This is a genomic window from Pelosinus sp. sgz500959 (assembly GCF_042610375.1).
Classification (GTDB): Bacteria; Bacillota; Negativicutes; order DSM-13327; family DSM-13327; genus CTSoil-075.
In genome coordinates, this window is sequence record NZ_JBGJZL010000005.1 from 328,868 (window position 1) to 345,301 (window position 16,434).

Below are 16,434 nucleotides of genomic sequence, written 5' to 3' on the forward strand. Positions count from 1 at the left end.
CCAAGTCTTTTCTTATAGAGTACTTTGCTGCGAGAAAAAAGTGATGAAAAACAGGATAGACAAGGTGCAGAAATAAAGGATATACTTACTTATAATGCTAATCAACTGTGAGGAGTATTTTGCATATAGAAATTATTAAAACATTGTATAAAAGCGAGAGTTTAGGCGGTAAGGTATAGACCAAGTAAAAGGAGAATTTCACAATGAAAATTCGTTTGGCTTCACCAATTGTAACAGATTCAGTTGTTGATGGACGTGGTTTAAGAACTGTGATTTGGTGTCAGGGATGCTATCATGGCTGTGAGGGTTGCCATAATCCTGATACTCATGATTTTACGGGTGGTTTTGATAAAGAAATTGATGAATTAGTACAAGAAATTTTAGCAGTGAAGATGCAATCAGGGGTGACTTTTTCTGGTGGTGATCCCATGATGCAGGCACAAAGTTGTAGTCAAGTTGCCAGTCGACTGAAAGAACATGGAATTAATATTTGGTGTTATACAGGATTTAAATTTGAAGAATTATTAGAGAAGCCAGACTGCCTAACATTCTTACAATATATTGATGTACTCATTGATGGGAAATTTGAATTAACCTTAAAAAGTTACGACTTACTATTCAAAGGTTCAGCTAATCAACGAATTATTAATGTACCAGACAGTTTGCGAGAAAATAATGTTATATTATATGATTTTTAGTTAATAAAAAAACATTGACCATCGAATTTAAATATGGTATGATAGGGAAAGATCAATAATGAATACTATAAGTCGTTATGTTGGACGGCTTATATTTATATGAATAGAAAGTATGCGCTTTTACAAAAGTGACCTAGCATATCACAATATGGTGTTTCTGTGATAATTGAAGAGGCTGATTGTAGGCAAATAACTGGTAAGTTAGAGTTTTTCTTCTAAGTAGAAAGAGTAATAATTAATCCTGTCTCTATATCCTATAAAAAAGTGGTAATGTTGATTTAGTACATAGTAGTTAAGAAATGCAAAGTTGCGTTGTATATGAATTACTGCTATACATTATAGGTTATTAGGGGGATTAAAAATGAATATAGAAGAGCGTATCTATCAGCTTTGCAAAAAATTGGTAGTATTGGGATATTATCCTTTTCAAGTAAAGCATATTATGCAAACTGTAATAGGTAAAAGCAATACAGATCAAGCAAATAGTGCTGAACAGCTCAAATTAGTCAACGTTTTAGAAGACTATGAAAAGTTAGCGAATGATTTTTTCTTTGCATACAGTAAATAAATAAAGAGCCTACTTAGGCTCTTTATTTTTGTTAATAGACAATCTGTCCACCATTTATAAAAAAGGAAGGCTGATGAAAACATGATTAGTACAAGTAAATTGACTTTGCGTTATGGGAAGCGGGCGTTATTTGAGGATGTGAATATAAAATTTACAGCAGGTAATTGCTATGGGTTAATTGGTGCAAACGGTACAGGAAAATCTACCTTTTTGAAAATATTGTCTGGTGAAATTGAGCCAAGTTCTGGTGAGGTTTGTATTACCCCAGGGGAACGATTGGCTGTTTTAAAACAAGATCATTATGAATTTGATGAAGTAGAAGTATTAAAAACAGTGATCATGGGTCATGCTAGATTGTATGAGATCATGGAAGCAAAAGAAGTATTGTATTCGAAAGCTGAGTTTACCGATGAAGATGGTATCAAAGTCGGAGAGCTAGAAGGAGAATTTGCTGAACTGAATGGTTGGGAAGCAGAAACAGAAGCCGCGAAAATGCTGATGGGTCTTGGAATTGGCGAAGAATTTCATTATAAATTCATGAAAGATTTAAGCGGTAACGAAAAAGTAAGGGTTCTTTTAGCTCAAGCTTTGTTTGGTAATCCGCATATTTTGCTATTGGATGAACCGACAAATCATTTGGATGTAGATTCTATTAAATGGTTGGAAGAGTTCTTGTATAATTTTGATAATACAGTAATTGTAGTATCCCATGACCGTCACTTCTTAAATAAAGTATGTACCCATATTGCCGATATTGATTTTAGCAATATTCAAATGTATGTAGGTAACTATGATTTCTGGCGTGAGTCTAGTGAATTGGCACTGAAAATGGCTAAAGAAGCGAATAAAAAGACAGATGAAAAAATGAAAGAGTTACAAAGCTTTATTCAACGCTTTAGTGCTAATGCTTCTAAGTCCAAGCAAGCTACATCACGTAAAAAACAATTAGAAAAATTAACATTAGAAGATATTAAACCATCTTCTCGTAAATATCCATACATTGCTTTTAAACCTGATCGTGAAGCAGGAGATCAACTGTTGACGGTTGAAAACCTCTGCAAAACCATTGATGGTGAAAAAGTTCTTGATAATGTAAGTTTTATTGTGACGAAAGCCGATAAAATTGCTTTTGTTGGTGCAAACAGCTTGGCGAAGACCACGTTATTCAAAATATTAATGGGCGAAATGGAAGCTGATAGTGGTGAATTTAAATGGGGTATTACCACTTCTCAAGCTTATTTCCCTAGAGATAATGCTCAGTATTTTGATAGCAATCTAAACCTGGTTGATTGGCTCAGACAATTTTCCCGGGATCCTGATGAAACTTTTGTGCGCGGCTTTTTAGGTCGTATGCTATTTTCTGGTGAAGAAAGCCAAAAAGAAGCCAATGTATTATCTGGTGGTGAAAAAGTACGATGCATGCTTTCTAAGATGATGCTTAGCGGGGCCAATGTATTACTTTTTGATGAACCAACAAATCATTTAGATTTGGAATCCATTACTTCTCTTAATAATGGTTTGATTAGTTTTGAAGGAACGATGTTATTTGTTGCTCATGACCATGAGTTTGTACAAACAATTGCTAATCGAATCATAGAAATTACGGCAGATGGTCTTATTGACAAGCGTATGACTTATGATGAATATTTAGAACTTAAAAACCAAGGATAGAATGTAAGGAGCCAGTCTTAATAAAGACTGGCTCCTTTATTTTTTAGAAATTAAATAAATCAGAAATGACTTGCTTGGCCATTCTTGTATGTTCGGGTTTTATAGGAGTTGGCGGTTCTGGTACTGCGTTTTCTTTTCTTAAATAATTCTCAACAATTTGTATGATAGCTTCTTTTGTTAAGAGATCACTATTCATGTTGCTTGTGCTATCATTGCGAATTAATTGGCGAATATAAAAACTTTTGTTGCCTTTAGCCATTAATTCACAATGATTATATTCTTCATCAGTCAAACGTACTGTTATGATCTTGTTGCAGTTCCGCATTTTAGATACCCTCTCGCATTTGCGATTTGACTATCTGGTACTAAATCGCAATTAATGCGCTCTCTAATATATTTGTGCAGCAAAACACCACCACCACCGCCAATAAAAATTTTATCGAAATCCTTAAATTGCCACCAAGTTGATAGGTTATCGACGATCTCATTTGCGAGGCGTTTATATTCTGACTCAGTTTGGCGTGGCAATTTATGTAAATAATCTCGAATTTGGTGAGGTAGGCAGGATACTCCTAGCTCTTGCTGAATGGCTGGTAATAAACGCAAGTAAGCTTTATGCATACCGGTATCCATGCTATTCGTTCTTTCGTTGACATAACGCATCTTGTCCATCATAACAAAATCTAATGTTTTTTCACCAATGTCAATAATACCAATACGCTGGTCAGCAATTGTGGATATGACTTTGCCGTCTTCGTTGAGTAACATATCGAAATAGGCTGCACCACCTTGGGGAAATACCATAACTTCTGTAATCTCAATAATGTATTCTGTACCTGATAATTTAATTTTATAAGTACCTTTCAGTTGTTGCATCTGATCTTTTCGGTGAAAATCTGAGACTGGTAAGCCGAGGACGATAGGACCGGAATAATTTTCTTTTGCTGAAAGAGCAATGGCTGTTAGCATACATACTTTATGCCTGATAATATTATCTCGATCAAAAGTCCCCGTACCACCTTCGAGTTGTGCTAAACGACCAACGAAATAATTTTTGCCATCTAATTCTAGTTCAAGATTATCAAGCTCATCTCCCTGCATTTTGAATTGACGTTTACCTTGCTCGCTAAATACACTGGAAAATACCACATTACCAGGAAATGCTTTGGTAAATCCAAAACCTACATCTACACCAATCATCATCAATACCTCCTGTATTACTTGTATTATACATATTCTGTAAAAGATAAGGAATTTCCTTCCATTATATAAAATAAATTACAAATATTGTTATTTGTTTTATATAACTAGAAAATATAATATTTTTTTAAATTTGCATACAAAAGACTAATGATTTGGGTTGTATATAAGAGGTAGAATAAGGGAAAAGTTTTTTATACGTCATATGAGAGATAAATCGCAAGAGGATTTCAATCTTTGTGTAGAGAAGATATCTTTTATATGGAATTTTTGACAATAGAATGTTTAATAAAATAGGGGGAATACTATGATAAAGCAAGCCGAACGCATGACGGGGTTAACAGCAGCTATTTTTTCTCAGATTGCAGATTTGCAAAAAAAGGCTATGGCCTCAGGACAGGATGTCATACAATTATCCATTGGAAGTCCAGACTTAGCGCCAGCACCTCATATTATTGATGCCTTAAAAAAAGAAATTAGTTGCGACCGTAATTATGGTTATACGTTGTCTAAAGGAAAAAGTGAATTATTATCGGCCATTGCTGATTGGTATGGAGAAAAATTTGATGTGAAACTCGAACCAGAGACAGAAGTTCTTTCTTTACTTGGTTCTCAAGAAGGATTAGCACATATTAGTTTATGTTTAATAAACCCTGGAGATGTTGTATTAATTCCTGATCCAGGGTACCCTATATTTAGTGCTGGTCCTCTAATGGCAGGTGCAGAATTGCATTCGATGCCTCTTTTGCCTATCAATCATTATCTTCCAGATTTGACTGCGATTGATGAATCTGTACTGATGAAAACTAAACTTATGATTTTAAACTATCCTAATAATCCCTTGGCTGCGACGGCAACACGGGAGTTTTTTGAAGAAGTCGTTGCTTTGGCGAAACGTTATGATTTTGTAGTATGCCATGACTTTGCGTATAGTGAATTAGTTTTTGATGACTATCGACCAGATAGTTTTCTCAGTATTCCAGGGGCTAAAGATGTTGGTGTAGAATTTAACTCTTTATCCAAAACTTACAATATGTGCGGTTGCCGCGTCGGTTATATTGTGGGTAATCCTCAGGTGATCTCTTTATTAGAGCGTTTAAAGTCAAATTTTGATTATGGTATCTTTGCACCATTGCAATCAGCAGCGATTGCGGCATTGACGGGACCACAAGATTGTGTAAAAGAAACGGCTGCAACGTATCAACGACGTCGAGATGTGATCGTAGATGGTTTTAATGCGATAGGGTGGCATGTCGAACGTCCTAAAGCTTCTATGTATATCTGGGCAAAAGTTCCTACGGGACAAAGTTCCCTTGAATTTACCATTGATTTGCTCAATCATACAGGGGTAGTTGTCATCCCGGGCAATGCTTTTGGTGAGTGGGGTGAAGGGTTTATTAGAATTGCTTTAGTACAATCAGAGGAACGTTTAAGAGAGGCTGTTGATCGTATTAAACAGTGGTTAAAGGATGATTTACATGATAGAATATAACGAGTTAATCCAAAAGTTTCATGACTATTTTACCCGAGATGCTAATGCGTGCGTTAGTCTAGGTGTCAATCGACATTTAGATGATTTACCTGATCCTAGTATAGAGGGAATTCAATTTACAATTGAAGAAGGAAAAAAACTACTGGCAGAACTTCGGAGCTTTCCACGAGGAATTTTAGAATTTGATGAGATGCTGGATTTGGATTTAGCAATACTTCAAGTAGAGTTCGAAATCTATAGCCATAGCTATACTTTTAATGAAAGAATACAACTGCAGCAAAAACCAACAGCTGGTGATGATATCAGTGATGGGCTATTTCTTATGTTTATCAATGATCCTAGATCATCTATTGAGCGACTGGATAATATGACTGCTCGCTTAGAAAAAGTACCTCAGTATTTAGAAAAATTACTCAAGAGACTTGATGTACCAGTGCAACGTTGGGTTGATATGGATATTGAAAAAATAACAGGTTTACCTGAATTATTTGATACCATCTATAATTGGGGCCAGGAAGAAAACTATTCTCAGTTAGATCGACTTGCTGTTGCGAAGGAAGAAGCGGAAGTAGCATTGGTAAGTTATCGTACAAAATTGCAAGCTATGCCAACGACTAATCATTTATTTATTGGTAAAGAACAAGCAGCAAAACTTATTAAATTACGGGGCATTGAGCAATCAATCGATGACCTTCATGAAATGGCTACAGAGTTTTTAAATGATGTTTCGAGAGAAATTGAAGAGTTACGTCTGAAAATAGTGAATAAATATCAATTGCCTCAAAATAGCAGTGTAGAAGATGTACAGAATTTTTTAAACAAAAAATATAAAATAAAATTAGAAAATACAGGTACGCTCAGCGACGTGATCACACGTTATACCTTGGAACGGGATAAAATTTCTCATTATCTGCAAGAACGAGATTTATTCCCTATTTTTGCCGAGCAAAGTATGTTAATCATTCAAACACCTTCTTTTATGGCCCCTTCTATTCCGGCTGGGGCGATGGTTTCACCACCACCCTTTAGAGCAGGGATAAAGAAGAGTATTGTTTATTTGACCTTAAGTGAAGAATTACTTGATGAACATACAGAACTTTCGATTCCGTCCATGATGATTCATGAAGGGATTCCAGGACATCATCTGCAATTATCAACAGCTTGCAACCAACCATCTGTGGTGCGTCGTCATTGTAATGCAATGGAACACGCTGAAGGCTGGACAACAATGTTAGAAGATTATATGCTTGACATCGGATACATGGATCAGTTGGCTGATGAAGCACGTTTTATCGCAAAACGTGACATCTCTCGAATTGGTGCGCGAGTAGCCATTGATTTATATTTTATGACAGGTGAAAAAAAATATCTTGATGTAGGTATTGATGTTGACCTATCATCGACAGACCCTTTTGTTAATGCTGGTAAATTATTAGAAAAAGTCACTGGTTTTGTTGCAGGTAGAGTTGAGGCAGAGTTAAATTGGTATTCTCAAGAACGTGGATACCCTCTTTCTTATCTTACCGGAAATAAATTGGTATGGGCTTTAAAAAATGATTTAATCAAAGCGCAGAAAGGTCGATTAGAGGGAATTGAATTTGATAAAGTATTTCATAAAGTCTATTTAGAATCAGGGAATATGCCATTGACTTTTTTACGTCGAGTATTTGAACATAAACAGATGTTATCATAAAGAAAATACGGTACTTTCTTATTCTGTGAGAAGTAGGTCTGAAGCATTTTAGAAAAATGTGTTCAGGTCTACTTTTTTGCACGAATTGTCGAATTATCGATCTTATGGCAGGGGAATTTCGAGTTTACTAGAAGAGTAATAGTTAAGTAGAATAAAAATGTGCATAGATAATTGAAACCTTATTTAGGTTTCATTTTTGATTGTTTTGAGAATCTTTACTACATTATAAATAGTAATAAAGTAGGATAATACTAGCTTTTGTCGAATGATAGAATAGTTCGACACTGGTAATTCAATGTAGAAGAAATATGTGTATTGTATAAGTTTGTGAAGAAGGTGAAAGCGCGTGAAATTGTTAATTGTTGATGATGAGAAAATTGTCCAAACCATCCTTGAAGCGATGACCAAGGAATGGGGTTATGAGGTTATACTTGCCACAAATGGTGAAGACGCATGGGAAATTCTTCAAAGCATTGATGAACCTGTCATATTACTCGTCGATTGGATTATGGTTGGTATGGATGGTGTCGCTCTATGTAAAAAAGTAAAAGAAAGCGAAAAAGCTACCCATGCTCATGTTATTATGTTGACAGCTAAGAGTGAGATGGAAGATTTGGTTATAGGATTTGGTGCTGGTGCTGACGATTTTTTGAGTAAGCCAGTGGATCCAAGAGAATTAAGCAGTCGTCTTTCTGTTGCGCGACGTATTTTAAAATATAAATATGATTTAGAACAACGTAATTTGGCATTACAAGCGACAACGAAAGTAATGGAAAATATTTTAAAAGAATTACACACAACAAATGAAAAATTACGTGTTTTATCGATGCTCGATGAGCTGACCGGAGTACCTAATCGTCGGAGTTTAGATGATTACTTAGCCCGAGAGTGGGGGTATGCCATGCGGCGTACAGAACCATTAACCTTATTGATGATTGATGTGGATTTTTTTAAACTTTATAATGATACCTATGGTCATCAAGCCGGTGATGATTGTTTGCAAAAAGTTGCTGGTATATTAAATGATACAACAACGCGCAGTGGGGATTTAGTTGCACGGTATGGTGGTGAAGAATTTGTCATTGCTTTACGAAATACGGATAGTTTAGGGGGACAAGCTGTTGCAGAGTGTTTGCGACAACGAGTAGAAGACCTTAGAATTGTCCATAGTGCATCTGAAATTAGCCCCTATGTGACGATCAGCTTGGGTATTGCAACAATGGTGCCAGAGCCTAAGCATTCTCAGAAAGCTTTAATTGAAGCTGCAGATAAAGCCCTCTATCAAGCTAAACATGGCGGACGGAATCAGTGGGTTGCCCTATCGAGTTAGGAAGAGGTGTTAAGGTGTTAGAGATATTAAACGATGGGACATTGATTCAAGAATTTGCAGTAGAAGGAAAAACTCATGTTGAAAAAATAGAAGCTACCCTTTTGGAGATGGAACAAGGAGAGGGCGATTCAGCTCTCATTAATGTACTTTTTCGCTCCGCTCATAGCATTAAAGGAACAGCTGGATTTTTTGGTTTGCATAAAATTGTTACATTGTCTCATAGTATGGAAAATTTATTAGGGAAAGTAAGAAATAATGAAATAAAAATTAATTCAATTATTATTGATGCTTTATTAATGGCGAATGATAGACTCGGTGAAATGTTAGGTAATATTGCTGAAAGTGAAAATATAGATATTACTTCTGATGTAAAGCAGTTAACTGAGCTTAGCTCAGCCAATGAAGGCATTGATCAAAATAAACAATTAGTTGCTCAGATGCATTCCTTAAAGGTAACAGTTAAAGATTCATTGCAGGTTAAAATCGGAAGAAGCAATAATAGTGAAACTTATAAAAAACAGGTAATTGACTTATTAAAACGAGGACATAAATTATATCAGTTGATCTTGAATGTTGATCACAGTGAAATAGAAACAAATCGAAAGAATTTTTTTCAAGGGATTGCCTCGATTGGTACAGTGATAAGTTGTTATAGGGATAGGAGAACGGTTCAAAGCCAATTGGTATTTTTATTCAGTACTGTTTTGGCAAAGGAACTTGTTCTCATGAGTCTTGATATTGCTGAAACGAATTTATTCCAACTTAATGATGACATAGAAGAAAAGGAACTTTTTAAAATATTATCCGATGGAGAACAAGGGGAAAGTTCACAAGAAGAGGAACTGTTAGTCCCTAAGGAAGAGTTGATACTTCCAGGAAGTGAAAAAAAACAAAAACATCATGATAAAGAAGAAGAAAGTATTCGTGTTAGTGTTGCACTACTTAATAAATTAGTTCATCTATCAGGGGAAATGGTACTTTCCCGTAATCGCTTAGTTAGAATTATTGATCAACATGAGGGAGAAATTGTAGGAATCGATTCAGTGCTGCAAAATATTGATGCTGTTACAACTGAGTTACAGGAAAAAATTATGCGGACTCGAATGCAGACTTTAGCCAACTTATTTAATGCGATGCCGCGCATTGTAAGGGAACTAGCAAAAACTATGGGTAAAAGTATTAATCTTCGCATTGAAGGTAAGGCTGTAGAAATGGATAAGTCAGTGATTGAAGGACTTTCTGATCCTCTGACTCACTTGCTCAGGAATGCTCTTGATCATGGTATTGAAACCTCTGTTATTCGTAGCAAAGCAGGAAAGCCTCCCATTGCAGAAGTCATGATAAAGGCATATCATGAGGGGGGGCATGTGGTCATTGATATTATCGATGATGGTGCTGGAATTGATTTGAGCAAAATCAAAGCAAAAGCCTTAGAACGAGGCTTGCTCACTGTAGAACAGATTAGTTATATGAGTGAACATGAACTCCGAAATATGATTTTTTTACCTGGTTTTTCAACTGCAGAGGGAGTCACTGATATTTCAGGTCGGGGTGTAGGACTTGATGTTGCCAAATCTAATATTGAAAAATTAGGTGGAACAATTGAAGTCTATACAGTTCTTGGGAAAGGTACTACTTTTCGCCTTATTCTGCCGCTTACATTGGCAATTATACCCTCTCTTATTGTTAGCGTTGCGGAGCAAAACTTTGTATTGCCACAAGTACATGTGCAAGAAATCGTGCGTATTGTACCAGGGCAGTTGCGAAAAATTGAAATGATTCAAGGCCATCAAGTATTGCGCTTGAGAGATAAATTGGTGCCTGTCATTCATTTAGCTGATATTTTTGCATTGCCAATTGAAGAGAGGCTGAATCATAAGATTACTCGAGTTTTAATACTAAAAAATAATGGGAAAGTATTTGGATTACTTGTTGATGAGATTCATGAGCAAGAAGAAATATTGGTCAAGCCATTGCCTCGATATTTAAAGGGAACAAAGGGGTATTCTGGATTGACGATCTTAGGTGATGGTAAGGTCGCTATGGTTCTCGATATTGAAAATATCGGGACGATCGCTAAGTTGGTACTTGCAGAAGAACATATTCAAGGGATGACAACAAAGAATGGAATGGACTACCGTAGTGTGAGAGAACCGCAGCGTCTATTATTATTTACCTGTTCGGGATCAGAAATTTTTGGATTGCATTTAGCTATGATTGCTCGGGTTGATGAACTTGATGTACAGAAAATTCAAAGGGTTGGAAATCGAGAATATATGGATTTTCGCGGGCAGGCTTTGCGGTTAATCCGACTCTCTGATCATTTACCCATATCAAAAGCGCAAACTGAAGGAAAAAAAGTCTATGTGATTATACCCAAGATGGTAAAGAATCCTATGGGAATTATTGTAGAAAAAATTCAAGATACAGTGGATGTAGAGTTAGAAGTTGATCGTAAACAGTTTAAAGAAAAGGGTATTTTCGGTTCAGTGATATTGAATGAAAGCCTTGTTTTACTGCTAAATTTATACGAATTATTTGATGTGGTTGAGTCTGAGTCTCTCGATGGAATCACACAAAGGGAAGTTAGCGGTCAAGGTAGAACCGTATTAGTCATTGAGGATACGCCTTTTTATGCAGAAATGGAAAAACAATATTTGGAACAAGCCGGTTATCGTGTGATCATTGCCACAAATGGTAAGGATGGCTTGGGTATTGTAAGAAAGCACAAAATTGATATTGTACTCATTGATATGAATCTGCCAGTTATGGATGGAACAACACTCATGAAAACAATGAGAAGTGATGAACAACTTTCTTTATTACCTATTATTGGGCTAACACCATCAATGGTGAAGCAAGAACAGGAAAAGTTAATACTGGAAACTGGTTTTGATGCATATGAATGTAAATTTAATCGGGATCACTTGCTAGAAAAAATAATGAATTTGCAAGGCCTCAAGGGAGGAAAAACACATTGACAGGAAGAGTATTGACATTTTATTTGTGTGGCACTCTTTGTGGTATTGATATTAAAGCTGCCAAAGAAATTAATCGGAATATTTCTTATACTGCAATACCGGGAGCCGCGGCTCATATTATCGGTTTATTGAATCTACGCGGTCAGGTTGTTACACTGCTTGATTTGGCGCAAATATTACATTTCAAACAGATCGGTGAAAGAATGAATAGTCATTGTATTATTTTAAAGAGTCGAAGTGATGATCCTGACCAAGTTGGCTTTTTTATTGATAAACGAGGTGACGTGATTGACGTTACTCCAGATATGTGTGAAGTTGTACCCGCGAATATTGCTGATTTTGAGAAAAAATTTATCCATGAGGTGGTTAAGCTTGAGGATGAAATTCTATTAATTCTTGATCTTTCAGCGATTATTCAAACAGAAGCAAGTTATCCGATAGAAAGGGGAGTTTAGTGAATGAATTGGTTGCATAATTTAAAAATAGCAAAAAAACTTGGAATGAGTTTTTTAATACTTGTCATCGTTGCTGGTTTGATTGGCATTGTTGGTATTAAAAGTATTCAAGATATAGAAGTCGTTGATAAAGAATTATATGAGGTTAATACAACCCCGCTCAGTGAGCTTGGAGGAGCTGCTATGGATTTTCATCGCATACGCGTTAACCTTGGACAAGCAACAATGGAAAAAGATAAAGAAAAAATTGATCAATATATTGTAAATATCCGTGAACTTGATGCCGATATGGAGAAAAGTTTGAAAATCTTTGAAAAAAGTATTCATTCTGAAGAACTTCGCCAAGAGTTTAACAAAATGCAAGCAATTAAAGTAAAATGGATTCGAGCACGTGAAGAATTTTTACGTCTGGTATTAAGTGGTGAAAATGAAAAAGCACATACCATATCTCTTAACGCTGGTAACCAACTAGCCATAGATATGAGTACGAGTATTGATAAATTAATGGACTTAAAAACAGAAGATGCTAGGAAAAAATCAGAAAGTAATGGCTTAATGGTTAAAAATGCGATTCGCAATATGTTGATCCTAATTGTAGCTGGTATTTTAATTGCGATTGTATTAGCTGATTTTATGACGCGGCAAATTACCAGTCCAGTGAAAAAATTACAAGCGTTGATGGCTGAAGTTGAACTAGGAGATCTTACTATACAAGGGAAAGTAAATTCAACAGATGAAATGGGGCAACTCATGAAATCTTTCAATCAAGTGATTCATGTTATGCGGCAAATGACAAAAGAAATTCATGATACTACAGTCATTTTAAATAATTCTTCTAGTAGCATGCTAGCTGTTGCGGAAACAGTAGCAGCGAACAGTGAAGAAATGAGTGCTGTGGTTGGGGGGGCTAGTGATGCCACGGGGAGTATTACTCTCGGAGTCAAGAATGCTGCTAATGCAGTACTGGAAACGAGTGGGAATATAAATACCATATCTGTTGCAACAGAGGAAATTTCAGCGACCATTCACAATTTGGCAACAGCATCAGAGCAGGCATCCGTCAATTTGGCGCAAGTCAGTCTTTTAGTTGAGCAGATATCAGGAGGGATTAATGTCGTCTCGAATTCAGCTCAGGATGTTTCGGGTTCTGTGTCAAATGTAGTGATTGCAGTTAAAGAAATTAATATTGCTTTGAATGAAGTCAGTAAGAATTGTGAAGGGTCAATTAATGTAGCGAAAGATGCAAATTTGAGGGCTAAAGAAACAAGTCTTATTATTGGAAAATTGAGCGAGTTATCAAAGAAAATAGGGCGGATTGTCAATTTAATTAATGATATCGCTGATCAGACAAATATGCTGGCTCTCAATGCAGCCATCGAAGCAGCAGGGGCAGGAGATGCAGGCAGAGGTTTTGCTGTTGTCGCTAGCGAAGTGAAAGAACTGGCGAAACAGACTGCAGGAGCAACAGATGAAATTGCAAGTCAAATTGAGACGATGCAAGAGGAAATGGCAGATGCTGTAAAAGCTGTAGCGGGAATTACAGAAGTGATTCAAACAATAAACGAAAATACTAATAATATTGCAGCATCCGTAACGGAGCAATCAGCTGTTGTTGGTGATATGTCTACATCTGTTATTGCAGCTGCTCAGCAAGTAAAATTAATTACAAATGAAATTGGGGATATTGCGGAAAAATCTCGGGATGTATCGCGCAGCGCCGTGGAAACGAATCAAGGTGTGAGAGATATCGCTCGTTCGGTTAGTGAATTATCAATTGCAGCAGGAGATGTAGCAAAAAATATTGAGAGGGCATCTGTTCGTATGGATGCTGCTTCTAAAAATTCTCAGGAAATTGCCGTAAATATCGAAGAAATATCGCGCAGTATGAATGAAATTAATAAAGCGTCTAATAATACTGCAATTAAAGGGGCTGAAGCAAGTCGAGCAGCTGATGAACTTGTTGAGGTTTCGACTAAACTAGAGGGGTTAGCCAAACGATTTAAAGTATAGTTCTAGATGATACTAGATTGGTGGTGTAGCAAGTGGGAAAATTAAAAGTGCTAGTTGTTGATGATACAATCGTTTATCGTAAAATCTTGTCAGCGACAGTCAATCATACAGAGATCGCCGTTGCCACACAAACTGCTTCGAATGGTGAGATTGCTTTAGATTATCTAAAACAACAGTCTTTTGATGTTGTTCTTTTAGATGTGGTTATGCCTGGTATGGACGGTTTAGAAGTATTAGCTATAATAAAAAAATTATATAGTGATACTTTTGTGATTATGATTAGTAGTGAGGGACCAGAGAGTGCAACTCATACATTACAGGCGCTAAAACATGGTGCTTTTGACTTTATCATGAAACCTCAAGACGGTAATATCGAAAGAAATATTGAAATTTTGGGTAAAACTTTACAAGCGCTTTTTTTAGCGATTCAGGTGAAAAAAATTGGAGTTACACCATCCTTGACACTCAGTAATGAAACAGTAGGAGTACAGCCCAAAATTAGATCAGGAGAATTGGATTTGATTGTGATCGCTGCATCAACGGGAGGTCCCGATGCATTGGAGTCGGTTTTAGTCAAATTACCTCCCCATTTTAAGAAACCGATCCTGATTGTGCAACATATGCCCAAAGATTTCACAAAAATTTTAGCGAGTATGTTAAATCAAAAATGTGATATACAGGTAACGGAAGCTCAGCAGGGCGACTTGATTAGTGCTGCTCAGGTTTTAATTGCACCTGGTGGAAAACATATGATGGTCAAAAATGGAATTGGTAATAAGTTGATTGTAGATCTAAAAGATGAAGCTTATGTCAATGGTCTACGTCCTTCAGCCGACGTATTATTTCAATCCGTTGCTCAAGCGTGCAAAGGAAAAAATGTATTGGCTATTATCTTAACTGGTATGGGGCGGGATGGTAAGATGGGGGTAATGGAAATGAAAAAAACATGTAATTGTTATTGCATTACCCAAAGCGAAAGTACATGTGTTGTATATGGTATGCCGTCTTCTGTGGTTGAGGCTGGACTTGCTGATGAGAGCGTTGATTTGGGATCTATAGGAGAGCGAATACAGACATTGAGTGAAAAGTAAGGTGGTTATATTGATGAATGGGAATTTATCCTCAGATGATTTTATACTATTTCAAAAATATATAGAAGAACAATGTGGTATTAGTATTCGAGATGATAAAGCTTATTTAATTGAAAGTCGACTGTCAAAATTTCTCGTTAAATTTAGCTTGGAAAGTTTTGAAGAATTATATCAAATGCTTAGTCAACAAAAAAATAAAGCCTTAGCTGAGGATGTTATTGATGCATTAACAACGAATGAAACTCTCTGGTTTAGAGAAAAAACTCCATGGGAATTCATGACGGAGACTTTATTAGAACGTTATATACAAGAGATTAGACAAGGTAAACGCTTTCGAGTTAGAATTTGGAGCGCTGCATGTTCTACAGGTCAAGAACCTTACTCTATTGCTATGTGTATTGATACGTATTTAGAGCGACATGGAATTAAGGATATTACATTAGGACATTTTGAGATCTTGGCGACGGATATATCAAGTACTGTATTGCAAATGGCTAAAAGAGGTAAATATGATAGTATTTCTATGGCCCGTGGACTTGATCCTAGTTATCGTGATCGTTATTTTAGGCAAGAAGGAAGGACTTGGGCGTTAGATGAAAAAATAAAAAATGCTGTTCAGTTTGTTCAGTTTAATCTGCAAAAAAGTTTTAGTAATTTTGGTAAATTTGATTTGGTATTTTGCAGATATGTTGCTATTTATTTTTCTGAGAGCTTTAAAAAAGAGATTTTCAAGAAAATATCCTTCTCTTTAGTACAAGATGGAATTTTGATTTTAGGTAATTCGGAAGTGTTTTTTGACTATAAGGAAGATTATGATGTCAAGCAGTATAAAAATACCGTTTTTTATAGAGTAAGGGGTGGTAAAGGATGAAAATATTATCTGTTGATGATTCAGCTATTATTCGGAAAATAATTCGCAATGGTGTAGAATTATTAGATTATGAATTGTTAGAAGCAGGAGATGGTATGGAGGCACTTGCTATGTTAGAGCAATCCACCGACAATATAAAATTAATTTTATTAGATTGGAATATGCCAGGCATGGATGGATTAGATTTTTTACATAAGATAAAAGAAACTCCATCCTTGAAACATTTACCAGTGATGATGGTTACAACAGAAAGTGAAAAAGAAAATATTATAAAAGCCATTCAGGCTGGGGCTATCAACTATATGGTGAAGCCCTTTAGTATAGAGGAATTAATTAAGAAAATTATTGAGTGTATTGGGGAAGGGGTATAGGGT

The 16,434-nt window shown here is 36.1% G+C and carries 14 protein-coding genes; 12 read left to right on the forward strand and 2 right to left on the reverse strand.

The features are described 5' to 3' along the window. The first annotated feature begins 203 nt into the window (after positions 1–203). The 3 genes from nrdG (at position 204) to ACAN52_RS10430 (ending at position 2,937) form a co-directional block, all read left to right on the forward strand. Positions 204–698 (forward strand): anaerobic ribonucleoside-triphosphate reductase activating protein, encoded by a 495-nt coding sequence (gene nrdG, locus ACAN52_RS10420; protein WP_378954689.1) that lies wholly within the window; start codon positions 204–206, stop codon positions 696–698. A gap of 361 nt (positions 699–1,059) precedes the next feature. Further along, positions 1,060–1,266 carry a hypothetical protein gene (locus ACAN52_RS10425; RefSeq protein WP_378954690.1) on the forward strand — a complete coding sequence of 69 codons (207 nt, stop codon included), beginning with the start codon at positions 1,060–1,062 and terminating at the stop codon, positions 1,264–1,266. 81 nt (positions 1,267–1,347) lie between these two features. Continuing rightward, entirely contained in the window at positions 1,348–2,937 is a 1,590-nt protein-coding gene (locus tag ACAN52_RS10430; protein ID WP_378954691.1) for an ABC-F family ATP-binding cassette domain-containing protein, read from the forward strand. 43 nt (positions 2,938–2,980) lie between these two features. Here ACAN52_RS10430 and ACAN52_RS10435 read toward each other — a convergent pair whose 3' ends face one another. Then, positions 2,981–3,262 carry a hypothetical protein gene (locus ACAN52_RS10435; protein ID WP_378954692.1) on the reverse strand — a complete coding sequence of 94 codons (282 nt, stop codon included), beginning with the start codon at positions 3,260–3,262 and terminating at the stop codon, positions 2,981–2,983. Further along, on the reverse strand, positions 3,238–4,140 hold the full coding sequence (locus tag ACAN52_RS10440) for a hypothetical protein (protein ID WP_378954693.1): 903 nt from the start codon (positions 4,138–4,140) through the stop codon (positions 3,238–3,240). The genes ACAN52_RS10435 and ACAN52_RS10440 overlap by 25 nt, the downstream gene beginning before the upstream one ends. Positions 4,141–4,444: 304 nt before the next feature. On the opposite strand from ACAN52_RS10440, the gene ACAN52_RS10445 reads away from it, so the two are divergent. The 9 genes from ACAN52_RS10445 to ACAN52_RS10485 all read left to right on the forward strand — a co-directional run bounded on the left by ACAN52_RS10445 (position 4,445) and on the right by ACAN52_RS10485 (position 16,431). Next, complete coding sequence (locus ACAN52_RS10445; RefSeq protein WP_378954694.1) at positions 4,445–5,629, forward strand: aminotransferase class I/II-fold pyridoxal phosphate-dependent enzyme; 1,185 nt, start codon at positions 4,445–4,447, stop codon at positions 5,627–5,629. Then, positions 5,616–7,322 carry a DUF885 family protein gene (locus tag ACAN52_RS10450; protein ID WP_378954695.1) on the forward strand — a complete coding sequence of 569 codons (1,707 nt, stop codon included), beginning with the start codon at positions 5,616–5,618 and terminating at the stop codon, positions 7,320–7,322. Before ACAN52_RS10445 ends, ACAN52_RS10450 begins: the two co-directional genes overlap by 14 nt. Before the next feature lie 346 nt (positions 7,323–7,668). After that, a complete protein-coding gene (locus ACAN52_RS10455; protein WP_378954696.1) occupies positions 7,669–8,652 on the forward strand; it encodes a diguanylate cyclase domain-containing protein in 984 nt (327 codons plus the stop codon). Positions 8,653–8,666: 14 nt separating this feature from the next. Continuing rightward, on the forward strand, positions 8,667–11,633 hold the full coding sequence (locus tag ACAN52_RS10460; RefSeq protein ID WP_378954697.1) for a chemotaxis protein CheW: 2,967 nt from the start codon (positions 8,667–8,669) through the stop codon (positions 11,631–11,633). Next, complete coding sequence (locus ACAN52_RS10465) at positions 11,630–12,088, forward strand: chemotaxis protein CheW (RefSeq protein ID WP_378954698.1); 459 nt, start codon at positions 11,630–11,632, stop codon at positions 12,086–12,088. The genes ACAN52_RS10460 and ACAN52_RS10465 overlap by 4 nt, the downstream gene beginning before the upstream one ends. 3 nt (positions 12,089–12,091) lie before the next feature. Beyond that, on the forward strand, positions 12,092–14,098 hold the full coding sequence (locus ACAN52_RS10470; protein WP_378954699.1) for a methyl-accepting chemotaxis protein: 2,007 nt from the start codon (positions 12,092–12,094) through the stop codon (positions 14,096–14,098). A gap of 32 nt (positions 14,099–14,130) precedes the next feature. Next, entirely contained in the window at positions 14,131–15,189 is a 1,059-nt protein-coding gene (cheB, locus tag ACAN52_RS10475; RefSeq protein ID WP_378954700.1) for a chemotaxis-specific protein-glutamate methyltransferase CheB, read from the forward strand. Positions 15,190–15,202: 13 nt separating this feature from the next. After that, a complete protein-coding gene (locus tag ACAN52_RS10480; protein WP_378954701.1) occupies positions 15,203–16,060 on the forward strand; it encodes a CheR family methyltransferase in 858 nt (285 codons plus the stop codon). Further along, positions 16,057–16,431 (forward strand): response regulator, encoded by a 375-nt coding sequence (locus ACAN52_RS10485; protein WP_378954702.1) that lies wholly within the window; start codon positions 16,057–16,059, stop codon positions 16,429–16,431. The genes ACAN52_RS10480 and ACAN52_RS10485 overlap by 4 nt, the downstream gene beginning before the upstream one ends. Positions 16,432–16,434 lie beyond the last annotated feature (3 nt).